The 23808-nt window shown below is 28.9% G+C and carries 17 protein-coding genes; 10 read left to right on the forward strand and 7 right to left on the reverse strand.

The window, feature by feature from the left end; all coding sequences use genetic code 11:
• The 4 genes from CJ670_RS06520 (at position 1) to CJ670_RS06535 (ending at position 8496) form a co-directional block, all read left to right on the forward strand.
• The gene (locus CJ670_RS06520; RefSeq protein WP_105939338.1) at positions 1 to 3153 is read left to right on the forward strand and encodes an efflux RND transporter permease subunit; all 3153 of its coding nucleotides are present in this window, start codon (positions 1 to 3) and stop codon (positions 3151 to 3153) included.
• Between the two features lie 122 nt (positions 3154 to 3275).
• Positions 3276 to 5138, forward strand: coding sequence for an excinuclease ABC subunit UvrC (uvrC, locus tag CJ670_RS06525; protein ID WP_105939339.1), 1863 nt, complete (start codon positions 3276 to 3278; stop codon positions 5136 to 5138).
• Complete coding sequence (locus CJ670_RS06530; RefSeq protein ID WP_105939429.1) at positions 5110 to 6141, forward strand: alanine racemase; 1032 nt, start codon at positions 5110 to 5112, stop codon at positions 6139 to 6141. Before uvrC ends, CJ670_RS06530 begins: the two co-directional genes overlap by 29 nt.
• Positions 6142 to 6219: 78 nt before the next feature.
• A complete protein-coding gene (locus CJ670_RS06535; RefSeq protein ID WP_105939340.1) occupies positions 6220 to 8496 on the forward strand; it encodes a methyl-accepting chemotaxis protein in 2277 nt (758 codons plus the stop codon).
• A gap of 35 nt (positions 8497 to 8531) precedes the next feature.
• Here CJ670_RS06535 and CJ670_RS06540 read toward each other — a convergent pair whose 3' ends face one another.
• Entirely contained in the window at positions 8532 to 9659 is a 1128-nt protein-coding gene (locus CJ670_RS06540; protein ID WP_105939341.1) for an iron-containing alcohol dehydrogenase, read from the reverse strand.
• Positions 9660 to 9783: 124 nt separating this feature from the next.
• On the opposite strand from CJ670_RS06540, the gene CJ670_RS06545 reads away from it, so the two are divergent.
• Positions 9784 to 10947, forward strand: a complete 1164-nt coding sequence (locus CJ670_RS06545; RefSeq protein ID WP_105939342.1) for a MalY/PatB family protein — start codon at positions 9784 to 9786, stop codon at positions 10945 to 10947.
• 26 nt (positions 10948 to 10973) lie between these two features.
• Here CJ670_RS06545 and CJ670_RS06550 read toward each other — a convergent pair whose 3' ends face one another.
• Together CJ670_RS06550 and CJ670_RS06555 are read right to left on the reverse strand one after the other, a co-directional pair.
• Positions 10974 to 14189: a type ISP restriction/modification enzyme gene (locus CJ670_RS06550; RefSeq protein ID WP_105939343.1), complete on the reverse strand. Its 3216-nt coding sequence runs from the start codon at positions 14187 to 14189 to the stop codon at positions 10974 to 10976.
• 43 nt (positions 14190 to 14232) lie between these two features.
• Complete coding sequence (locus CJ670_RS06555) at positions 14233 to 14478, reverse strand: type II toxin-antitoxin system CcdA family antitoxin (RefSeq protein WP_105939344.1); 246 nt, start codon at positions 14476 to 14478, stop codon at positions 14233 to 14235.
• Between the two features lie 182 nt (positions 14479 to 14660).
• On the opposite strand from CJ670_RS06555, the gene CJ670_RS06560 reads away from it, so the two are divergent.
• Together CJ670_RS06560 and CJ670_RS06565 are read left to right on the forward strand one after the other, a co-directional pair.
• Entirely contained in the window at positions 14661 to 14909 is a 249-nt protein-coding gene (locus CJ670_RS06560; RefSeq protein WP_105939345.1) for a type II toxin-antitoxin system HicA family toxin, read from the forward strand.
• Positions 14909 to 15253: a type II toxin-antitoxin system HicB family antitoxin gene (locus CJ670_RS06565; RefSeq protein WP_105939346.1), complete on the forward strand. Its 345-nt coding sequence runs from the start codon at positions 14909 to 14911 to the stop codon at positions 15251 to 15253. Before CJ670_RS06560 ends, CJ670_RS06565 begins: the two co-directional genes overlap by 1 nt.
• Before the next feature lie 128 nt (positions 15254 to 15381).
• On the opposite strand, the gene CJ670_RS06570 is transcribed toward CJ670_RS06565, so the two are convergent.
• Complete coding sequence (locus CJ670_RS06570; RefSeq protein ID WP_105939347.1) at positions 15382 to 16137, reverse strand: competence/damage-inducible protein A; 756 nt, start codon at positions 16135 to 16137, stop codon at positions 15382 to 15384.
• A gap of 19 nt (positions 16138 to 16156) precedes the next feature.
• The gene (locus tag CJ670_RS06575) at positions 16157 to 16726 is read right to left on the reverse strand and encodes an adenylate kinase (RefSeq protein WP_105939348.1); all 570 of its coding nucleotides are present in this window, start codon (positions 16724 to 16726) and stop codon (positions 16157 to 16159) included.
• A gap of 235 nt (positions 16727 to 16961) precedes the next feature.
• Here CJ670_RS06575 and CJ670_RS06580 point away from each other — a divergent pair, with 235 nt between their 5' ends.
• The 3 genes from CJ670_RS06580 to kcuS all read left to right on the forward strand — a co-directional run bounded on the left by CJ670_RS06580 (position 16962) and on the right by kcuS (position 20008).
• Positions 16962 to 17603: an adenylate kinase gene (locus CJ670_RS06580; RefSeq protein ID WP_105939349.1), complete on the forward strand. Its 642-nt coding sequence runs from the start codon at positions 16962 to 16964 to the stop codon at positions 17601 to 17603.
• Between the two features lie 195 nt (positions 17604 to 17798).
• Complete coding sequence (locus CJ670_RS06585; protein ID WP_105939350.1) at positions 17799 to 19808, forward strand: carbon starvation CstA family protein; 2010 nt, start codon at positions 17799 to 17801, stop codon at positions 19806 to 19808.
• Between the two features lie 2 nt (positions 19809 to 19810).
• Positions 19811 to 20008 (forward strand): KCU-star family selenoprotein, encoded by a 198-nt coding sequence (kcuS, locus tag CJ670_RS06590; protein ID WP_105939351.1) that lies wholly within the window; start codon positions 19811 to 19813, stop codon positions 20006 to 20008.
• A gap of 103 nt (positions 20009 to 20111) precedes the next feature.
• On the opposite strand, the gene CJ670_RS06595 is transcribed toward kcuS, so the two are convergent.
• The gene (locus CJ670_RS06595; protein ID WP_105939352.1) at positions 20112 to 21317 is read right to left on the reverse strand and encodes a PepSY-associated TM helix domain-containing protein; all 1206 of its coding nucleotides are present in this window, start codon (positions 21315 to 21317) and stop codon (positions 20112 to 20114) included.
• Between the two features lie 188 nt (positions 21318 to 21505).
• Positions 21506 to 23677 (reverse strand): TonB-dependent receptor domain-containing protein, encoded by a 2172-nt coding sequence (locus CJ670_RS06600; RefSeq protein WP_105939353.1) that lies wholly within the window; start codon positions 23675 to 23677, stop codon positions 21506 to 21508.
• Between the last annotated feature and the right edge of the window lie 131 nt (positions 23678 to 23808).

The following is a 23808-nucleotide window of genomic DNA, read 5'->3' on the forward strand; positions in this document are numbered from 1 at the left end:
ATGATTTCAGCATTTTTTATAAGAAACCCCGTTTTTGCGGGAGTTTTATCAATAATTATTTTCCTTGTTGGACTTATTTCTATGTTCAATTTACCAATTGAACAATACCCAAAAGTTCTTCCTCCTCAAATTGTTGTAAGCACAAATTATCCAGGAGCTAGTGCAAATACTATTGCTAAAACAGTAGCAGCTCCTCTTGAACAACAAATAAATGGTGCTAAAGATATGCTTTATATGAACTCTTTAGCTGATGATAGTGGAAACTTATCAATTAATGTATATTTTAAAGTAGGAACTGATCCTGATAGTGCAAAAATTGATGTAAACAATAGAGTTCAAGCAGCACTTTCATCTATGCCTGAGCAAGTTCAAAGAGTTGGAGTTGTAGTTGGTGAAAAATCTCCTAGTATTCTTCTATTTGCTATGCTTCAATCTCCAAATAACACTTATGACTCTATATATTTATCAAACTATGCACTACTTAATATGGTTGAAACTCTAAAAAGAGTTGAAGGTGTTGGAGATGCTATGATTTTTGGAGCAAAAGATTACTCTATTAGAGTTTGGCTTGACCCTTCAAAACTATCAAAATACTCTCTTGCTACAACTGATGTAATTGCTGTTATAAAAGAGCAAAATAATCAATATGCAGCTGGTAAAATTGCAGCTGAACCAATTGCAAATAAGCAAATGTACACATATACAATTCAAACTCCAGAAAGATTTGATAATCCAACACAGTTTGCTAATATTGTAATTCGTTCAAATCCTGATGGAAGTAGTTTAAAGCTTAAAGATGTTGCTACAATTGAGCTTGGTGCTAGTAGTTATAGTATGCAAACAAGATTAAATGATGCCCCTTCTTTACCTATTGGTGTATTTTTACAAAGTGAAGCAAATGCTTTAGAATCAGCAGCAGCTATTAAAAAGGCTTTAGAAGAAGCTAGCCAAAACTTTCCTGAAGATATGACATATACTATTCCTTATGATAGTACAGATTTTATTACGGCTTCTATAAACGAAGTTATTAAAACTTTTGTTGAAGCACTTATTTTAGTTATTTTAATAATATATCTGTTCTTACAAAACTGGAGAGCTACTATTATTCCTTTAATTGCTGTTCCTATATCTATAGTTGGTGCATTTGCAGGAATGTATGCTTTTGGATTTAGTATAAATCTTTTAACACTTTTTGGACTTGTTCTTGCTATTGGTATTGTTGTTGATGATGCTATTATTGTTATTGAAAATATAGAACGACATATGGAGATGGGTAAAACTCCAAAAGAAGCAGGTTTTGCTGCTATGAAAGAGGTTACTGGAGCTTTAATTGCTATTATTTTAGTACTTGGAGCTGTTTTTGTACCTGTTGCATTTATGGGTGGATTAAGTGGTGAGATGTATAGACAATTTGCTATTACCATTGTTATATCCGTTTTAATTTCAGGGTTTGTTGCTCTTACTTTAACACCATCATTATGTGTAAGAATATTAAAAAATAAAAAACATGAACCAAAAGGTTTTTTCAAATGGTTTAATACTATGTTTGATAAAGCAACTGTTGGTTATTCGCTTTTAGTTAAAAAAACTATTAGATTCTCTTTAATATCTATGTTGTTATTTGGTGGATTAATTTTTATATCTTATGATATGTTTAAAAGTATGAAGACAGGACTTGTTCCTGATGAAGACCAAGGAACAATATTTATTTTTGGATTTAATCCTCCAGGTTCATCTTTATCAAGAACTATTGAATTATCAGAAGAGATAAATGCAATTATTTCAAAAGACCCAAATGTTAAAAATATTATAACACTTGCTGGTTATGACTTTACAACAAGTGCTCAAAGAACACACACAGTTGCAACTATTGTTAAATTAAAAGATTGGGATGAAAGACCAGATTCAAGTCAATCAGCACAAGCACTTTTAAAGAAATTTAGTGGACAACTAATGGGAACTAGCGAAGGATTCTCATTTGCTGTTATTCCACCTGCAATTATGGGTATGAGTGTAACAGGTGGATTTGATATGTATGTTCAAGATAGAACAGGTGGAAGTATTGAAAATTTACAAAAAGCTGTTGATGCTGTAATACAAAAAGCACAAACAAGACCTGAACTAATGGGAGTTAGAACTTCATTATCTGCAACTATTCCACAATATAAAATGGATGTAGATACAGAAAAAGCAAAAGCAAAAGGTGTAAATATAAACGATATTTATAACACTATAAATGCAACTTTTGGAAGTTTTTATGTAAATGATTTCTCACTTTATGGAAGAACATATAAAGTAAATATGCAAGCTATTGATACATACAGATCAAATGTTGAAGATATGCAGTATATTTATGTAAAATCATCAAATGGTGAGCTTTTACCTTTAGATGCTTTTGTAACTTTGAAAAAAGAAGTTGGAGCTGATATTATAGAAAGATTCAACCTTTTCCAAGCGGCAAAAGTTTCAGGACAACCAGCTGCTGGATATAGTTCTGGAGATGCTTTAAAAGCTATTGAAGAAGTATCAAAAGAGGTTTTACCACAAGGATATACAATATCTTGGGTTGGAACTGCTTATCAAGAAAAACAAATTGGTGGAAGTTCTGCTCAAGCATTTATCTTTGGTATTATATTCCTATTTTTAATTCTTGCAGCTCTTTATGAAAAATGGTTACTTCCAATTGCTGTTGTTTTAGCTGTACCATTTGCTATTTTTGGAGCTATTTTAGCTACAAATTTAAGAGGACTTGATAACAATATATATTTCCAAGTTGGGCTCTTAGTTCTTGCTGGATTGGCTGCTAAAAATGCAATTTTGATTGTAGAGTTTGCTCTTCAAAAACGAAAAGAGGGATACAATCTAATTGATTCTGCTTTAGAAGCTGCAAAAGTAAGATTAAGACCAATTATTATGACTTCACTAGCATTTACTATTGGAGTTATGCCTCTTGCAATTAGTAGTGGAGCTGGAGCTGCTAGTAAGCACTCTATTGGAACAGGAGTTATTGGTGGAATGCTAACTGCTACATTCCTAGCAATTGTATTTATCCCACTATTTTATGTATTAATTTCTAGATTAAGTAGAGAAAAAGAGGGAAATATTGCCGAAGATTTAAAAAAAGAGGAAGAGGAAAACAATAGCCAGAAGTAAATTTCTCTATTTATTAATTTATAAAAGCCTAGATTTTTATCTAGGCTTTTTTTATATCTTTTATTTAAAATAATCACATCAAGATAAACTCTATAAAAAGAGTTTTTGGCTACTATTTCAAAATGAATTTAGAAGAGAAATTAAAAGAGTTACCAAATGATTCTGGAGTTTATCAATATTTTGATGAAAACGGTCATTTACTATATATTGGAAAAGCAAAAGTTTTAAAAAATAGAGTAAAATCTTATTTTAAATTTACACCAAAACTCCTACCTGCTGATAAGCTAAGTCCACGAATATATAAGATGATTAGTGAAACTACTTTTGTAGAGTGGATTGTTGTTCCAAATGAACATGATGCTTTAATACTTGAAAACTCTTTAATCAAACAGCTAAAACCAAAATACAATATACTTTTAAGAGATGATAAAACCTATCCATATATTTATATTGATTTAAATGAAGATTTTCCAAGACTTGAAATTACAAGAAAAATAGAAAAAGGTAAAAATATAAAATATTTTGGTCCTTACTCAAGTGGTGCAAAAGATATGCTAGATAGCATATATGAAATAGTTCCATTGGTGCAAAAAAAATCTTGTATAAAAGGAAAAAGTGCTTGTCTATTTTACCAAATAGGAAAATGTAAAGCTCCATGTGTTGGGAAAATAACAAAAGATGAGTATAAAAAACTTTTAGATGAAGCTTTGATTTATATATATAATAAATCAAAACTTTTATCAAAACTAAAAGAGAAAATGAAAATATATTCAGATGATTTTCGTTTTGAAGATGCTTTAAATTTAAGAGATAGAATAAAAACTATTGAAAAATCTCAAATAAAAACAGGCATAGATTTAGCAACAAATGAAGATTTGGATATTTTTGCTATAAAATCTGCTAGTAAGAAAGCTGTAATTGTAAGAATGTTTATAAGAGATGGAAAACTTGCATCTTCAAATTATGATTTTATAAAAATAAATGATGATTTAGAGTTTGATTTAAATGAAGCCTACAAAAGAGCTATTGTAAACTACTACTCAAATGAGCTTCCAATTATCCCAAAAGAGATTATTTTAGCTGATGAAATTTTAGATTTAGATGATATTGAAGAGTTTTTGTATAAAAGATTTAATAAAAAGATAAAAGTAATAAATCCAAAAATAGATAAAAAAGCTAGTATCGTAAAAATTGCATTAAGTAACTGTGATGAACTTCTAAGAGTTGAGGCTTCAAAAAATCAAACAACTATATATGAAGAGTTAAAAGAACTATTTTCCCTACAAACAGCTCCTAGCTTAATAGAAAGTTTTGATAACTCTCACTTAATGGGACAAGCAACAGTTGGAGCTATGATTGTTTGGAATGAAGATTTAGGCTCTTTTGACAAAAAAGCTTTTAGACACTACAACCTTGAATCAAAAGATGAATACTCACAAATGAGAGAGATGTTAATGCGAAGAGTTGAGAGTTTTTCAAAAAATCCAGCTCCTGATTTATGGATTATCGATGGTGGAGAAACTTTGCTAAAACTAGCCTTTGATATTGTACAAAGTATTGGGGTAAATTTAGATATTATTGCGATTTCAAAACAAAAAGTAGATGCCAAAGCCTATAGAGCAAAAGGTAATGCAAAAGATATAGTCCATTTTAAAGAAAATGGTGAATACAAAAGCTTAAATCTTCTTCCAAGTGATAAAAGATTACAGTTTGTTCAAAGACAAAGAGATGAAGCCCACAGATTTGCTATTAGTTTTCACAAAAAACAAAAAAGAAAAGAGGATAAAGAGATATCTTTTTTACAAATAAGTGGAATAGGCGAAGCTAAAATCAAAAAACTTCTTCTATATTTTGGAGAGTTTGAAAAGATAAAAAGTGCAAGTTTAGAAGAGTTAAAAACTGTTTTAAATGAAGTTGATTCAAAAAATATATTTGATTATTTTAAAAAGGAAAAAAGTGGCGAAGATATTAATAAACAAGGATAATCTTTTTTACAATCTTGAAGTTATTAGTAAAAAAACAACAAGCAAAGAAAAAGTTGCTGTAGTTTTAAAAGATAATGCTTATGGTCATGGAATAGTTGAAATTGCGAAATTATCAAAAGAGTTTGGTATTACAAAAGCAGTAGTAAGAAGTGTTGAAGATGCACAAAAAATAAAGGACTTTTTTCCATATATTTTAATCCTAGCTCCTAGAGTTTTTCACAACTATTCACATACTTTTCACATGGCATTAAACTCTCTTGAAAACATAGAAAAAATCCCACAAAATAGCAATGTTCATATCAAAATAGATACAGGAATGCACCGAAATGGAATATCAATAGATGACATAGAAGTGGCTATTTTAGGGCTTTTGAAACAAAAAGCCAATATTACAGGGGTTTTCACACATCATAAAGGAGCGGATGAATTATCAACAAATTTTTTCTTCCAAAAAGAACTTTTTTCCAAAGCAAAAGCTAAGGTAAAAGAGGTATGTGAACAACTTTTTCTACCAATCCCTACTTTTCACTCTTGCAACTCATCTGCACTTTTTAGAGAGAGAAATTTTGAAGAACTTAACGAAGATTTTGCTAGAGTTGGAATTGCAACTTATGGATATTTAGAAGATGATTTACCATTTGATTTTCCAAAACTAAAACCTGTAATGAGCCTTTGGGCATCAAAAATGGCAAGTAGAACTTTAAAAAAAGATCAAAGTGTTGGTTATGGTGGAAAATTCTGTGCAAGTGCTGATATGATAGTTTCAACTTATGATATAGGTTATGGAGATGGTTTTTTAAGACTTAATGAAAATCACAACTACACAACACCAAAAGGTTTTCAAATATTAGGTCGTGTTTCTATGGATAACTTATCTATAAATAGCAATGAAGAAGAAGTTTGTCTTTTTGATGATGTAAGAGAGTTGGCTAAACTTCACAATACAATAACATATGAGATAACTTGTAGCTTAAAAGAGAGTATAAAAAGAGAGATTGTTTAGAGTTTTATTAATATTAAATTAAATTCTGCCTATAATTACGGTCAAAAAAATTTAACCAAAATAGGCGGAGATATTAAAATGAATTTTATAAAAAATTCAGTTATTGCAAAAGTAGTATCTGTATCAATAATATCAATATCTATTTCAATGGCTATATTAACTTTTTTAGTTGTTAATAATAGTTTTGAAATGATAAAAAATAATACTGAAAAAACTGTTCAAAAAGAGTTGTCTTTACTAATAGAAAATATAAATACTTTCAATAAAGTTGCAAAAAGTGGCGCAAACTTATCTGGTGATATATTTTTAAGTATGTTAAATGATATTAAAATAGATAACTCAAAAAACATAGAGATTGAAAATTTAAAAACTCCTGCTTTATATATAAATGGAAATTTAGTAAATCTAAATTTTGATTTGGTTGATAAATTTACACAAATTACTAATGGCTCTATTGCTACAATATTTGTTAGAAAAGATAATGATTTTATTAGAGTATCTACTAGCTTAAAAAAAGAGAATGGACAAAGAGCTATTGGAACTAAACTAGATATTAATCATCCTGGATACAAAAGTGTTTTACAGGGTAAAACTTACTTAGGAAAAGCCTTATTGTTTGGCAAAGAGTATATGACAAAATATATACCAATAATAGAAAATAATGAAGTTATTGCAATAGCTTTTATAGGTTCTGATATTAGCTCTGATTTAAATGATTTAATGCAAACTATTCAAAATAGAGTTATAGGAAAAAGTGGTTACTACTATATTTTAAACTCAAATTTAAATGATAAAAAATATGGAGAGTTTATCTCTCATCCAACATTAAGCAAAAAATCTGGTTTAGATATTTCCGATAAAAATGGAGTTTATATTGTAAAAGAGATTTTAAATAAGAAAAATGGTGACCTTACATATATTTGGAATGATGAAGAAAAATTTACAGTATTTAAAAATTTTGATGAATGGAATTGGCTTTTAGTTGGTGGAGTTAATTCAGATGAAATTTTTAAAGATGCAAATAAACTTATGTATTTAATAATCACATTATCTGTTATAACTTTAATTGTAATATCTATATCTATTTTTATAACTTTAACAATCTCACTAAAATCTCTTAAAAGAATCAAAGATGGCTTATTGTCATTTTTTAAATATTTAAATAAAGAGAGTAATGATATTGAAAAAATTGCTATTGATTCAGAAGATGAGTTTGGGATTATGGCTAAACAGATTAATGAAAATATTGAGAAAGCAAAAAAAGCAACAGATGAGGATAGAAAACTAATCGATGAAACAGTTGCTGTTTTATCAGAGTTTGAACATGGTGATTTGTGTCAAAGAATTAATATTGAAGTTTCAAATCCTGCATTAATGGAATTAAAAAATGTATTAAACAGAATGGCAAATAATCTTGAATCAAATATTGAAAATGTATTAAATGTATTAGAGCAATACTCTAATTATAACTATCTAAATAAAATATCAACAAAGAATTTAAAAGAACATCTTTTAAAACTTGCAAATGGTGTGAATACTTTGGGAGGTTCAATTACTCAAATGTTAATTGAAAACAAATCAATTGGATTAAAACTTGATGAGAGCTCAAATATATTACTTACAAATGTAGATAAATTAAATATAAGTTCAAATGAAGCAGCAGCATCACTTGAACAAACATCAGCATCTTTAGAACAAATTACATCAAATATTAGAAGTAATTCACAAAATGTATCAAAAATGACTCAACTATCACAAAAACTTCTTAACTCTTCTACAAATGGTGAAAAACTTGCAAATCAAACAACTGCTTCTATGGAAGAGATTAGTAGCCAAGTATCTGAGATAAATGAAGCAATAAGTGTGATTGATAATATTGCATTTCAAACAAACATCTTAAGTCTAAACGCAGCTGTTGAAGCTGCAACTGCTGGAGAAGCTGGAAAAGGATTTGCGGTTGTTGCTGGTGAGGTTAGAAACTTAGCAAACAGAAGTGCAGAAGCTGCTAAAGAGATAAAAAATATTGTTGAAAATGCAACACTAAAAGCAAATCAAGGTAAAGAGATTGCAAATAGTATGATCGAAGGGTATAAAGAGTTAAATGAAAATATAAAAAACTCTTCAAAACTTATTTATGATATTGAAAACTCTTCAAAAGAGCAACTTATGGGTATTGAACAGATAAATGATGCTGTAAATAGTTTGGATGAGCAAACTCAACAAAATGCAAAAATAGCATCTTTAACTCACGATGTTGCAGTTGAAACTGATGAGATTGCAAAAATGGTAGTAAAAAAAACAGATGAAAAAAAATTTGTAGGAAAAGATAGTATAGATTTAAATAAGTTATTATAATTTTGAATGAATTTAAAATTCATTCAAAATATTTTTTATAGCATATTGTTTAAAATTTGCTCTAAATCCTCTTTTGAAAACTCTTCTTGAAAAGATAAATTCTCTATAATTTCAGCTATATTATCTTTTGAAAGATTAAATTGATTTAATCTTGTAGGTGTTCCTATTTTATTAAACCAACTTTCAAGTGCTTCAATTCCTTCAAGTGCTGTATTTTTGCCAAAAATCTCTTTTGCAAATCTAATAAACTGCTCTTCATTTTGTTTATAATACCACTTTGCCCAAGCTGGAATTACAACAGATAGCCCAGCTCCGTGAGGAACATTGTAAAGTGCTGAAAGTGCATGTTCTATTAAGTGATTTGGAAATGAAAAACCAGATGTTCCAACAGTAGTTGTACCATTTAAAGCATTTGTTGCAGCCCAAGCAAACTCTCCTCTTGCACTATAATCATCTGGATTTTTAATTAATATTTCTGCAGTTTCAATAACTGTTTTTATGATATTTTCAACTTGTCTACTCATATATTTTGGTTGAACTTTTGCTGTAAAGTAACCTTCAATTGTGTGTGCAATTACATCAGTTGCAGAATAAACCAAATACTCTTTTGAAACACTTTTTTGTAACTCTGGGTTTATAATAGAAACTTTTGGATAAACCAAAGGTGACCAAATACTAAATTTTTGTTTTGTTTTTTCATTTGTAATAACTGCATAACCATTCATCTCACTTCCAGTTGCTGCAAGTGTGATAATATCAAAAATAGGTAGAGCTTCTTTAATTTGCTCTTTGCTTGTAAAGAAATCCCAAACATCACCATCATATAAAGCTCCAGCAGCTATTGCTTTTGAGCTATCAAGAACAGATCCACCTCCAATACTTAAAATAGCTTCGACTTTTTGCTCAATTGCTAATTTTATAGCCTCTTTTACTGTAGATAAAATAGGATTACTAATAACCCCTCCTATGTCTACAAAATCAATATTATGCTCTTTTAAACTATTTATTACTGTATCAAAAAGTCCATCTTCTATAACTCTTCTACTTCCATAAACTATTAAAACTTTTTTTATTCCATTTTTACTTATATATTTTCCAATATTTTTCTCTTTATCTTTTCCAAACTCAATTTGTGTTGGATTATAAAAACTAAAATTTTCCATAAATTACTCCTTTTTTTTGAAATTTTATCTATATTTCTCTTTATCTATCAAATTCATAAAACCTTACATAAATCATAATCTTGTATAATAAAAGTCATTTTGAATATATTTTTAAAGGCAATAAATGAATTACAATTTTGATAAAGAAATAAATAGAAAAGATACAAACTGTTACAAATGGGATACTACAAAAGATGGTGTGATTCCTATGTGGGTTGCTGATATGGATTTTGAAGTTGCGAAACCTATACTTAATAGTATTATAAATAGAGCAAATCATGGTGTTTTTGGATATACGGTTGTAGATGATGATTATTTTAATGCTGAGATTAATTGGTGGAAAAGAAGATTTAATTGTGAAATAAAAAAAGAGTGGATAGAGCCAACAACTGGAGTAATTCCAAGTTTAGCTTCAATAATTCAAACTTTTTGCCAAAAAGATGACAAAGTTTTAATCCAAACTCCTATTTATCACTATTTTGCAATTTCTATAAAAAATAGTGGATGTGAAGTATTAGAAAATGAGCTTATTTATGAAAATGGAAAATATAGTGTAGATTTAGAAGATTTTGAAAATAAAATAAAAACTCATAATCCAAAACTTTTTATACTTTGTAATCCACACAATCCAGTAGGAAAAGTGTTTTCAAAAGATGAACTAAAAGCTATGGGAGAAATTTGCCAAAAACACAATGTGCTTGTAGTTAGCGATGAAATACACAGAGATTTAGTTTACAAAGGATATTTTCATACTCCTTATATATCTTTGGGTGAAGAGTTTTTACAAAATTCAATTACTTGTACATCTGCTACAAAAACATTTAATCTAGCTGGATTAAAAGCTTCAAATATTGTTGTAGCAAATAAAGGTTTAAGAGTGAAATTAGATAAAACTTTACAAAAAAATGAGATAAAAAGCCTAAATGTTTTTGGAATAGAAGCCACAAAAACAGCTTATGAAGAGTGCGAAAGTTGGCTTGATGAACTTTTGGTTTATCTTGAAAAAAACAGAGATTTTTTGGAAGATTTTATAGCAAAAAATATCCCAAATCTAAAAGTAGTAAAAGCCGAAGCTACATATTTACTATGGATTGATATAAGCCATCTTGGCTTAAATTCAAAAGAGTTTACAAAAAAACTAGAAGAGCTTGGAAAAGTAAGAGTAATATCAGGAGCTACTTTTGGAGAAAATGGCAATGATTTTATAAGAGTAAATATAGCAACTTCTTTTGAGATTTTAAAAGAGTCTTTAAATGGACTTAAAAATACAGTTTTAAGCTTGAAATAGAAGTGTGAATTTGTAGCAAAGTTTGATTAAAACTTTGCTAGCTCATCTATTTTTTTCATTATTTCATCTGTTTTACAAAGTGCATTTATAATTTTATTGTAGTGTTTCATATCGGCTCTACTTAAAACTCTTCCAACTCTATCTTTTAGCCACTTTTGAGCAGGTTGATACCCACCAATATAAAACTCCCACGCAATTAAAGGAATATTTACAATACTTACATCATCGTTTAATCTAAGCTCTACTTTTTCATCTTCTATAGTAAAATCTTTTTTGTTTAGACTATTTTTGATAAGTAGTTCGCCCTCACCTTTTATATCTATAACTCTATCATCAAGGCTTGTATCTTCTAGTAAATGTAAGCTTCTTAATTTTGCTCCCAAAGCTACCATTTGCCAAAAAGTTTCAGGATTTGGATATGGAACTCTTGGGAAATCTATTTTTAAAAACTCTTTGTATTTTTCTCTATAATTTGGACTATGTAAAACAGCATAAATATAATCAAATAAATCCAAAGCTTGAAACTCTTCTTTTGGAAGTGGGATTTCAGTCCCATTTGTTTTTTCTTTTGGAAGTGGGACTTCAGTCCCACCCGTTTTTTCTAGTGATTGGACTAAAGTCCAATTTCCGAAATTAAGATTTAAACTTTTTTCTATATCTTTGACAATTTCCATATTGAAATTTGGTATTGGTTCATTTGTCAAAGAGTTTTCATCAGGGTATAAATATAGTGGGAAAGTATTTGCATTATCCAATGAAGACAATATTCCTTTATCCGTAATGTAATTTGATAAGAAATAATTTGAAGAATCAATATTTCTTCCTGCTCTAACAAGATTAATTGCTATATTATCTTTAAATAAATGCTTCATCAATTTTGTTCTACTTCTAAAAACAATATTATCCTGATAATAAATATATCTTATATCAAACGGTCTATAACTAATTTCTTTAATATATTTTTCCTCAAACTCTGGAGATAATTTTCTTTGTTCAGATAGTTTCCATTGATAATTCTCACTCAGTTTATAAATTTTCTGAAATTCAATATCAGAAATTGTTTTATCTGTAAATTTTTTTACTCTATTTATTAAATCATCTTTTTTAAAATCTATTACAAAGTTATCTCTTGATGTTAATATTCCCATGGATTGTTCTCTAATTAATTCATCAACTTTAAACCCTTTTTCATACTCTTTTATATTTCCAAAATCTTTTTTAACAAAAAAGTAGTTTGGTTCTGAATATTCTAATTTATTCCAATTTACACTTTTAATATTATTATCACTTAAAAACTCATATTTAAAATCTCTTTTCCCATATAAATCATAGTGGTAAACATCTGCTAGTTTTTTACTCTTTTCTTTTTTCTTAACAAAAATATTTATACTCACACCTTGCATAATATCAAAGACATTTTCATCTTTAGTTCCATCTGGTGCTACTTCTTTTTTCTTTGCATTTCCGTGTAAATCTAAAATATAAATCTTATCAAAACATTCCAAAAGTGACTTTCTCATTTGTCTATGAGTAATACCATCTATAAAAGAGTTGTTTGAGATATATGCCAAAATTCCCTCACCGTTTTTTTCTATATAGTGTTGTCCATATCTTATAAATTTTATATAGTCATCATCAAGATTTATTTTTCTTTCATTCAAATCTTTTTTATAATCAGCTATTAGATTTTGTATCCACTCATTTTTATTTGAAGAACTTACAGCATATGGTGGATTTCCCATCACAACCATCACAGGTACATCTTTTTTTACTCTATCAGCTTCTTTACTCTCATTTGCCAAATATGAAGCAAAAAGATTTCCAGATGATTCATGATGTTCTTCAAGTGAATTTGTAAGAAATATATTAAACCTTTTTTGCTCTTTTGAGGGTTTATATCCAGTTTCCATAAGAAGTAAATCTAGCTTTAAATGAGCCATTGCATAACTAGCCATTAGAAGCTCAAAACCATTAAGTCGTGGAATTAGATGCTCTTCCACATAAGAGCTCCAACTTCCACCCCAAAAATCTTTTTTGATAAACTTTATAGTCTCAGCCAAAAATGTTCCAGTTCCTGTTGCTGGATCTAGAATCTGCACTTTGTGAACTTCAAGTTCTTTTTTTATCTTTTGACCTGATTTTGTATAACCAGCATTTATATCATCTACTTTTATTTTGATTTTTGTCTCATCGCTTAAACCATCACTTAAATCAAACTCATCTTTAAGCATTTCATCACAAGCACGAACTATAAAGTTTACAACAGCTTGTGGAGTGTACCAAACACCCCTACTTTTTCTCAAGGCTGGATTATATTCACTTAAAAAAGTTTCATAAAAGTGAATTATTGGGTCGTTCATTCCACTTTTTTGGCTAAAACCATCTAAAAGCTTTTTTACATCTGTTGCTAAAAATATCTCTGCAAGAGAATCTATAATCCAAATAATTCTATCATCACACTCAGCACCACTAACATAGTTAAATAATCCTCTTAAAAATGGATTTGATTTTGGTATTAAAAAAACAGCCTCTTGTCTTGAAAATGTATCCATAGTTGCATCATGAAGCCTAGCTGCAAACATTCCATAAGCAATAGTTTGAGCATAAATATCTGCAAAACTCTCAGGTGTAATATCGTGAATTAAAGTAGCTTTAAAAACTTCCAACTGCTCTCTTAAAGAGTTGTTTGCATCGCTTTCATCTTCACTTATTATCGCTCTATAAATTACATTTTGAAGAAGTCTTGCTTTTCCAGCCATCATTTTTGCTAGTTTACTTGGGCTTGTGATTGTTTGTGATATTTGTGTTGTAAAGCTTTTTATATTATTTGTAAATAGTGTGAAGTTTTCTTCAATAGCTACAATTTTATTATCTTCTATTTTTGCTATTGCTATTTTATTTGTAAGTTCACCACTTTTGTAAAACCAAAAATCCATATAATCAGTGATTATAAGATTATCAAGAGCATTTTTATATCTATCAAACTGCTCTGTATAATCCTTGCTATTTAGTGGTTTGTTTATATCTTTTGCTTCAATATAACCTATTGGAATATCTTTTTTTGTAATACTATAATCAGGAGCTCCAACATTTATTATTCTTGCTGGTTCATTTGTTACAACTATATCTTTATCATCTATAATTTTATTTAATAAATCTTGTAAATCCCCTCTATAACTATGCTCTCTTGCATTTCCAGTAATAAAAAGTCTATTTATGTTTTCTATGTATTTATGTATCATTTTATCTCTTAGTTTTTATTTTAGTAAACATCAAATTGAGCCATTAAAAATTCCTAAAATTGTCTGAAAAAAGACCCTCTTTTTCTACTCTTTTATTGTAATCATCTATTGCATCTCTATTTTGATCTTCCCAATTTGCTTTTTCGTATTCATATATTAAAGTTTCAAGAGTTTTTTCAACATTTGCAGAAATATTTATTTTGTATTGTTTTACTTTTTTTAGCAAGTCAGAGTTTATTGAAATATTTGTAGCTTTTTTCTTTGCATTTTTATTATATATTGCAGTCATATACACATCCTTTATACATATAAATATTGTCTAGATTATATCTTATATCATTTAAATTAAAACCGAGTTATCAAAAAATCAATTGAAATTTTAAAAGAGGCTTTGGATAGATTAAAGAAAACTATTGAAAATTTATAATAATTTTTTCTTAATTTGCAACTAATTTATGGTATCATTTTGCTATGAGTAAAAAAGATAAGCTTTTATTAAAATTTTTAGAAAATCCACCAAAAAAAGATTTAACTTTTAAAGAGTTAAATACTTTACTAATATCTTTAGGGTTTATAAAAATTGAAGGTGCTGGTTCTGCTGTTAAATTTTACAATAAAGATAAAGATTTATTAATAAATCTACATAAACCGCATCCAAGTGATATTTTAAAAGTTTATCTTGTAAAACAGATACAAAACAAACTTAAGGAGTTTTTATAATGGCAAATATTATTGAATATAATGGTTATATAGGGACAGTTGAGTATTCACAAGAAGACAAATGTTTTTTTGGAAAAATAGATATGATAAATGATTTAGTAACATTTGAAGCACAAAATGCAACTGAATTGGAAGAAAATTTTAAAAATGCAGTTGATGAATATATCTTGACTTGTAAAGAGTTAAATAGAGAACCACAAAAAGCATTTAAAGGTGTTTTTAATGTAAGAACAGGAAGTGAACTTCACAAACTCGCAGTTTTAAATGCTACAAAAATAGGTATTTCTTTAAACACATATATTAAAAATTTGATAGAAAAAGATAATAAATTATCTTTAAACTAATCTCTAATTGAGCGTTTTCTACACTAAAATCTTTTTTATTTAGACTATTTTTAATAAGTAGTTCGCCCTCACCTTTTATATCTTTGGAAGTGGGACTAAAGTCTCACCTATTTTTTCTATTGATTGGACTAAAGTCCAATTTCCAAAACATACTCTTTTTTATTTTCAAGGCAAAAATCCAAAAAGAGTTTAAAAGCAAGATTTACCTCATCTTGATTATATCCAGCAACAGATATTACAACTTTTCTTTGTTCACCAATAATCTTTGGCAAAGATGAAAACTCAAGATGTGCGGGGATTTTTTTCATAACTTCAATTAAATCATTCTCACTACTTAAAATTGTCACTGTTTTTCTATATTTTTTGATATTTGAACTAGAATAGTGTTTATCTAAAGCTTCCAAAATCATACTTTGACTCATAGATGGAAAACCAGGTGTGAAAAAAAATCTATCTTGCAAATAAAATCCAGATACATCATTTACCACATTTTTTAGAAGTTTTGCATTTATTGGAAGATACGCCATATTTACCCTATGAGGATAAGCCTCTTCTTTAAATCTATTTTCAATCTTCTTTTTTGCCTCTTCGTGAAATTCCATTTCTCCATCTGTAAAAGCATCTGCAGCTATTTGTCTTGTAAAATCATCTGGAGTTGCTCCAATTCCACCAAAACAAAACATCACACTATTCTCATCAAATTTTATAAGATTAAATATTTTTAGCATCAACTCTTTATCATCTTCAATCACAAAAGAGGCTTTATGCTCCCAACCACGATTTAGAAGTTCTTTATTTAAAAACTCAAAGTGAGCATCTTTTCTTCTTCCATTTAAAAGCTCAGTTCCAATAATTACGCTATAAAAATTTACTCTTTTGCTCATAGTTTAAAATCTTTTTTTACTATATTTTTGACAAAATGAAACTTTCCATCTCATCTACAATCTCTTCTATAGTTCTCTCTCCATCTATTTTTTTCAAAATATTTTTTGATTCATAAAAATCTTGAATAACTTTTAAAGGCTCTATATAAACACTCATTCTGTTGTTAAATACTTCAACCTTATCATCATCTCCCCTATTTCTTCCAAGCACTCTATCTTTTGCAACTTCTTCGCTTACAACTACTTCTATACAAGAAACTAGCTCTAGCTCTTTTTCATTTTTCAAATACTCATCCAAAGCACTCATTTGCTCTAAACTTCTAGGATAACCATCTATTATTATTGTATTTGTTGGAGCATTTTTTATAGCATTTACTATAGTTTGTATAGCTATTTTAATTGGTACAATGTTTCCAGCATTTACATATTTTGCTATTTCATTTCCTATTTCACTTTTCTTTGCCATCTCAGCTCTTAGCATATCGCCTGTACTATAGTGAGTTATATTTTCATGTCTTTTTGCTATAAGTTCGGCATCTGTTGTTTTTCCACTTCCAGGTGCTCCAATAATTAAAAATAATTTTTTCATTCATTTCCTTTTCTGTTATTACTACTTTTTAACGGAATTTATAAAAAATTCCTAAAAGTAGGTTGTTCTTTAGAACTCTCTTTGAGAAAATTCTAAAGGGCTTCAAGAATGAAGCCTTGAGTTTTAAGCAATGATTGTATCAAAAATCAATTAAATTACTAATCTACTATTTTAAACTTATCTACTATTAAATCCTTTTTTAATACAATAAACAAAAAAAATTTAAGGATAAAATATGAATTTAATGCTATTTGGAGCACCAGGAGCTGGAAAAGGAACTCAAGCTAAATTTCTAATTGAGAAGTACAATATCCCTCAAATCTCAACAGGAGATATTTTAAGAGCAGCTATTGTTGATAAAACAGCTATGGGAATGGAAGCAAAAAAATTTATGGATGCTGGACAATTAGTTCCAGATTCAACTATTATTGGAATTATCAAAGATAGACTTGCAGTTGCTGATTGTAAAAATGGATTTATTCTTGATGGTTTCCCAAGAACTTTAGCTCAAGCTGAGGCTTTGGGTGAACTTATGCAAAATATGAAAATTAAACTTGATAAAGTTATCTCTTTAAATGTTCCTGATAGCCTAATTGTAGGAAGAATTACAGGAAGAAGAGTTTGTTCAGGTTGTGGAGCATCTTTCCATGTTGAGTTTAATCCATCAAAAAAAGATGGTGTGTGTGATTATTGCGGTGGAGAATTAACTATTAGAAAAGATGATAATGCGGAGACTGTAAAAAGCAGACTTGAAGCATACCACTCTCAAACAGCACCACTAATTGATTTTTATAAAAAAATGGGTGTATTTATGGAACTTGATGGTACAAAAGATGTATCAGAAGTTACAAAAGATATGATAAACGCTCTTGCATAACTAACTACTCTAAAACTAACTAATTTAAAAAAAAAGGGCTAATAGCCCTTTTTTTATTTTTATTCATATTCTAAATTATTGTGTGTAAATAATTATAAAATAGTCCTAAATAGTATTAATTATATAGCTTATTTAACTATCATTTTATTTTTTTAAGAGTAGAATCCAAAGATTTTATTTAAAAAAGGATTCGCTATGAATAAACTCTTATGGGGTGTAATAGCAATAGTTGGAGCATCATGCTTTGGTTATTTAGCTTTACAACAAGGAGAAACTGTTTCTGCTATGTATTTAGTTGTTGCAGCTGTTTGTATCTATATGATTGCATATAGATTTTATGGAAGATTTGTTGCTTATAAAGTTTTAGAACTTGATAAAAACAGAGCAACTCCAGCTATGATAAATGATGATGGAAGAGATTTTGTTCCTACAAACAAATCTGTTTTATTTGGTCACCATTTTGCTGCAATTGCAGGTGCTGTTCATGACTTTGTTGTTTTATTTATCTCTTCAAGAAGAAATGGTAAATCACTAGGTGAAATTATAAAAGATGAGCTTGGAACATTCGTTGGTGGTGTTACTATGATTGCTATATTTGGTATTATGCTAATTATTATAGCGATTCTTTCAATGGTTGTTGTAAAAGCTTTAGCTGAATCTCCTTGGGGACTATTTACTATTGCTATGACTATTCCTATTGCAATTTTTATGGGTCTTTATATGAGATACTTCAGACCTGGAAAAGTTGGAGAAGCTTCAATTATTGGTTTTATTCTTCTAATTTTAGCAATTCATTATGGAAGTGTTATTGCTGCTGATCCTTATTGGAAAGCAGTATTTACATTTGATGCTACAACTTTAGCATTTATAATGATGGCTTATGGATTTATAGCTGCTGTTTTACCAGTTTGGTTTTTGCTAGCTCCTAGAGATTATCTATCAACTTTTTTGAAAATTGGTGTTATTGGACTAATGGCAATTGCTATTGTTATAGTTGCTCCAGATATTCAAATGCCAAAAATGAATACACAATATTTTGATGGAAGTGGTCCTGTTTTTGCAGGGGCAATATTCCCATTCTTATTTATTACTATTGCTTGTGGTGCTATTAGTGGTTTCCATGCTCTAATTTCAAGTGGAACAAGTCCTAAAATGCTTGAAAATGAAACTCATACACTTAGTGTTGGATATGGTTCAATGTTAATGGAGAGTGCAGTTGCTATCATGGCTTTAATTTGTGCTACTATTTTACATCCTGGGCTTTATTTTGCTATTAACTCTCCTGCTATATTTATAGGGACAGATGTTATTCAAGTTGCTCAAACAATCTCTACTTGGGGATTTAGCGTAACTCCTGAAGAAATTCTTACACTTACAAAAAATATAGGTGAAGAATCGATTTTATCAAGAACAGGAGGAGCTCCTACTTTTGCTATTGGAGTTGCAATTGTACTTCATGAAATTTTTGGTGGAATTGATATGATGGGATTCTGGTATCACTTTGCTATTTTATTTGAAGCTTTATTTATCTTAACTGCTGTTGATGCAGGTACTCGTGCTTGCAGATTTATGGTTCAAGATATGTTAGGAAATGTTTATAAACCTTTAGGAAATACAAATAACTATGCAGCTGGTATTTTAGCTACATTTTTAAGTGTTGCTGGTTGGGGATATTTCTTATATCAAGGAACAATTGATCCAAAAGGTGGAATTTATTCTTTATGGCCACTATTTGGAGTAAGTAACCAAATGCTAGCTGGTATGGCTTTATTACTTGCAACTGCAATACTATACAAAATGGGTAAAACAAAATATCTTTGGGTTACAGTATTACCTGCAACATTTGTTTTAATAGCTACTATGTATGGTGGAATTCAAAAAGTGTTACCATATAAAGAGGGTGATAGAGTTCATAATGCTGTAAGTCATGTTGCTACTGCACAAATTCAAGCTAAAAAAATTGCTGATTTAGAAGCAAAAATTCCTACTTTAACTCTAGAAGCTGATATAAATAAAGCAAAAGCTGATATATCTATTGCAAATAAACTAAAAAATTCAAATATAGTTAATGCTGTTTTAGCAGTGTTCTTTATGTTTGCAACTACTTTAGTAATTATTTCAACTTTGGGAATTTGTTTTGGAAGAATAAAAATACCTTTAAAAGAGTCTCCTTATGTAAGACTTGATTCTCTTCAAAAGGCTTAAAAGTGTTTGAAAAAATCAAAGAATTCTATGAAAAATCTGAAAAGTTTTTTCATCCCCTTGTGGGGCTTTCTAGCTATGAGAAATATCTTGAGCATATGAAAAGAGTTCATCCGAATAAAGATGTTTTAACTAGAGGTCAGTTTTTTAACGAGGCTTTGGAAAGAAAATACAACACTGGTGGTTTTAAGAAGTGTTGTTAAACTTTTAAGTGTAGAGTTTCTACTAAACATAAAAAGGCTTAGAACTTCTGTTCTAAGCCTTTTTTTATATCTTGAAAATAGTTATATTGATTATTCTAATAAACTATAAAACAACTTGTTTTTCTTTTAAAGCCTTTGCTCTTTTTTTCTTCCATCTATCAAAATATAGCATATATCCAGTTATTACAAATAAAGCCATAAGACTTGAAGCAATAAACATCAAAAGTTGTCCAATCCAACCAAAATATTCACCACTATGAAGTGGTAACATACTACTCATAAGCTGTTCGTTTAGTTTTTTATCTTCAAATTTTGCTTCTTTTACAACTAAAGATTTATTTGGGTCAATTTCCATAGAATTTGACTCTCTAAAATGTGTTGCATCTGCATATAAATATGAAATTGTAAATACTGCATCTTTTGAAGGAGTTAATCTTAAATTTGCATTTTTATAATCCCTTGAAACAGTTTGATTAAAAATATCTGCTACCTTTTGAGCTGTTTCATAAGAGATTACTTCTGGCTGTTTTTCAGATTTTTGATCTTTTTCACTCTGCTTTTCTTTTTGTTGTCCTATTTGAACTGCTTGAGTAGGTGGTGTAGCTCTTTTTGGCTGTTCAACTTGCATTATACTAAACATTGCACTTCTATACCAATCATACGACCAATAAAGCCCTGTAAAACACATAAGTAAGAAAAATGGAATAACCCACATACCAATAGCACCATGCATTGTCGATAAAAATGCTCTATTTTTATGTTTAAAACTAAAAGTAAAACTTCTTAAAAAATTTGATTTAATTCTAGACCAATAAACTATAACTCCGCCAATAGTTAAAATTATGCAAGCAATAGTTGCAACTGCAACTGCATTTTTTCCAATCCATTGTGTATCTCCTGAAAGTGTTAGCCATCTATGAAGCCTAAAGAAAAACATAAAAAAATCTTTTCCTACAATTTGTGGTAAAACCTCAGCTGTATAAGGATTTAAATATATACTCTCTCCTCTTTTATTATTAGAATCTTTTGAAGCAATATTTAAAACTACACTAGAGCTTTTATCGCTTGAAAAAGAGATACTATTTATCTTTGAGTCTGGATTTTGTGCTTGATATTTTTCCAAAATCTCTTGTGTAGATAAAATTTGTTTATCTTGAGAAACTTCTACAAAATATGTATCCTTATTTATAGCTTGTAAAATCTCTTTTTCATAAGATAATACAGCTCCACTAAGCCCTATAATTAAAAGTAAAGCTCCAAAAATAAAACCTAAAAACCAGTGAAGTTGAAACCAAAATGTTTTATGCATTTTTCAACCTTGCTGATGTTAAAACACCATAAACTAATTTTTTCATTCTTTAACTCCTATTTTTTAAATTTTTATAGTATCAATTCAATTTTAACACCACTTTAACAAAACTGATAATTGGTATTAATAATTAAAAAAAGATAAGTAGAAATCTACTTATCTTTTTTTATTAAAGCAATTTTTTATTACTAAAAAGTAAGATTCATTGCTAACCAAATTCTTCTACCTTCTATAACAGTATCAGAAACAGCATATTTTATCGTTCCATTATCATTATATTGGTCTCTTGAGAAAAAATCTTTATCAAATAAGTTATAAATAGTTGCACTAAAAGTTAAATCTTTATTCCATTTATAACTTCCACCTAAATGTGCTAAAGTATAAGAATTTATATCTCCTAATTGATCATAGATATTTTTTTCTTCAGCCTCTAAATTATCATAATTTTTAGTATATCTTAATCTATCACTTCTATATTCACCTTTTAGCCAAAGATTTAAAGCACTTGTAGCTTGATAGTTTAAAGTTGCATTTAAAGAATGCTCAGGAGTAGTTGAAAATGGTGCACCTTCATCATCTCCAGATTTTTTCTCTGTTTTCATATAAGTATAGTTTGCTTTTAAATTTAATCCATCAAGATATAGTGGAATTTGAGTACCTAGCTCTAAACCTTTTGTTTCAGCTTCGCCAGTATTATAACTTCTTGCATAACTACCATTATCAGGGTGATCACCAAGGTTTGGTTTTCCTTTAACCCTATATCCACTATCAGCAGGAATCTTTGAATTTCCACTCACATGAACTCTATCACCTGATTCAATTTTATCTTTATATAAATTATAAAAAATAGTAGCATTTGCTAAGAAACCATTATCTGCATTATAGTAAACTCCAGTTTCATAGTTTGTTGATTTTTCAGGTTTTAAATCAGGATTTCCTATTGATAATTGTTTTCCTTGTGATGTTGCTCCATTAATACCATCATATAGTGCTTGAACCTGAGGAGCTTTAAACCCTCTTGATACTCCACCTTTTAAAGTCCAATTATCATTTGCAGTATATACGGCATAAGCTCTTGGGCTAAAATTTCCTCCATAAACATCATGATGATCATATCTTCCACCCAAAGTAAAAGCTAAAGAGTCGGTAACAGAAATCTCATCTTCTAGAAATAAAGCCCACAAATCTTGTTTAAATTTATCATCAACTAAACCATCTTTAAACTCTGATTTCCAAAATTGTCCACCAAGAGAAATAATATTGCTATTAACTAAATCTGTTACAAATTTTGTATCTAAAACTGTATCTGTATTTTTTAACTCTCTTTTTTCTCCGCCAACTTGATTTGGCATACCAACATAAGGAACTCCTATTGTTCCAGGAATTAATCTTCCTAATTTTTCTGTTTCACTTCTCATAATACTTGATTCTAAAGTACCTATATCAAATCGTGAAGTATGTCCTAAAGTATATTGATTTCTTTCAAACTTTAATGTCTCGTCATAACCTTGAGAAACTGTTGCTGTATTCAATGTACCTAATTGTGCTTGGTCATTGTTATATTTTTGTCTTGATGTAGAAATATCAAAAAATACATCATGATTTTCTACTGGAGTATAATTTAATTTAGCTCCTACAGTATAGTTTTTACCTTCAACTGGAGAGTTTCCTCTTTTACTTACCTCCTCTCCATCTCCGTATTTAATATCAGAAGCATCTCTATCATAATGACTTGCTCTTAATGCTAATCCTAATTTATCTTTTACTAGTGGTCCACTAATATATGTATTTACATTATTACTATCTCCAAATTGCGAACTTTCATTGAATGTTCTATCTACACCAACTGATCCACTCCACTCATTTGCAACTTTTTTTGTAATAATATTAACAACTCCACCCATAGCATCTGAACCATAAAGTGTACTCATAGGTCCTCTAATAACCTCAATTCTCTCAATTGCAGACAATGGTGGTAAAAAATTATTATTAGTTTCACTAAATCCATTTGGAGTATTATTTCCTGAAGAATTTTGTCTTCTTCCATCGATTAGAACCAAAGTATTTTCAGAACCCATACCTCTAATACTTATATTTAATCCACCTGTTTTACCATTTCCACCTCTTACATCAACACCTTCAACATCTTCAATAGCTTCAGCTAAATTTGAATATTTTTTATTTTGTAAATCTTTTTGACTTATCACAGAAATAGATGCTGGTGCATCTGTGATTTTTTGCTCATATCCAGAAGCTGATGTTACAACTTGTACATCATCAAGTTTTGTAGTCTCATTTGCCAAAAGTAAATTTTGTGTAACTAAAATAGAAGCTACACTTAGTGCCATTTTTATTTTCATTCCATTCCTTTTTTATATTTTCTTTTTCGACTTTAAATTTTTTAAAATAGATTTTAGGAGAAATCTATTTTTATTTTTGATAATTGTTATTATAATTAACAAAAAGGAAATGGAATATTAATGATTTTTTC

It is taken from the genome of Arcobacter cryaerophilus gv. crypticus, assembly GCF_002993025.1.
In the GTDB taxonomy this organism is placed as follows: Bacteria; Campylobacterota; Campylobacteria; order Campylobacterales; family Arcobacteraceae; genus Aliarcobacter; species Aliarcobacter cryaerophilus_B.

Coding starts and splice junctions, on each gene's coding strand:
- CJ670_RS06560 (WP_105939345.1), top strand. CDS start 14,661: ATGAGTAAAAAAGATAAGCTTTTATTAAAATTTTTAGAAAATCCACCA.
- CJ670_RS06575 (WP_105939348.1), bottom strand. CDS start 16,726: ATGAAAAAATTATTTTTAATTATTGGAGCACCTGGAAGTGGAAAAACA.
- CJ670_RS06570 (WP_105939347.1), bottom strand. CDS start 16,137: ATGAGCAAAAGAGTAAATTTTTATAGCGTAATTATTGGAACTGAGCTT.
- uvrC (WP_105939339.1), top strand. CDS start 3,276: ATGAATTTAGAAGAGAAATTAAAAGAGTTACCAAATGATTCTGGAGTT.
- CJ670_RS06565 (WP_105939346.1), top strand. CDS start 14,909: ATGGCAAATATTATTGAATATAATGGTTATATAGGGACAGTTGAGTAT.
- CJ670_RS06540 (WP_105939341.1), bottom strand. CDS start 9,659: ATGGAAAATTTTAGTTTTTATAATCCAACACAAATTGAGTTTGGAAAA.
- CJ670_RS06535 (WP_105939340.1), top strand. CDS start 6,220: ATGAATTTTATAAAAAATTCAGTTATTGCAAAAGTAGTATCTGTATCA.
- CJ670_RS06580 (WP_105939349.1), top strand. CDS start 16,962: ATGAATTTAATGCTATTTGGAGCACCAGGAGCTGGAAAAGGAACTCAA.
- CJ670_RS06520 (WP_105939338.1), top strand. CDS start 1: ATGATTTCAGCATTTTTTATAAGAAACCCCGTTTTTGCGGGAGTTTTA.
- CJ670_RS06545 (WP_105939342.1), top strand. CDS start 9,784: ATGAATTACAATTTTGATAAAGAAATAAATAGAAAAGATACAAACTGT.
- CJ670_RS06550 (WP_105939343.1), bottom strand. CDS start 14,189: ATGATACATAAATACATAGAAAACATAAATAGACTTTTTATTACTGGA.
- CJ670_RS06585 (WP_105939350.1), top strand. CDS start 17,799: ATGAATAAACTCTTATGGGGTGTAATAGCAATAGTTGGAGCATCATGC.
- CJ670_RS06600 (WP_105939353.1), bottom strand. CDS start 23,677: ATGAAAATAAAAATGGCACTAAGTGTAGCTTCTATTTTAGTTACACAA.
- CJ670_RS06555 (WP_105939344.1), bottom strand. CDS start 14,478: ATGACTGCAATATATAATAAAAATGCAAAGAAAAAAGCTACAAATATT.
- CJ670_RS06595 (WP_105939352.1), bottom strand. CDS start 21,317: ATGCATAAAACATTTTGGTTTCAACTTCACTGGTTTTTAGGTTTTATT.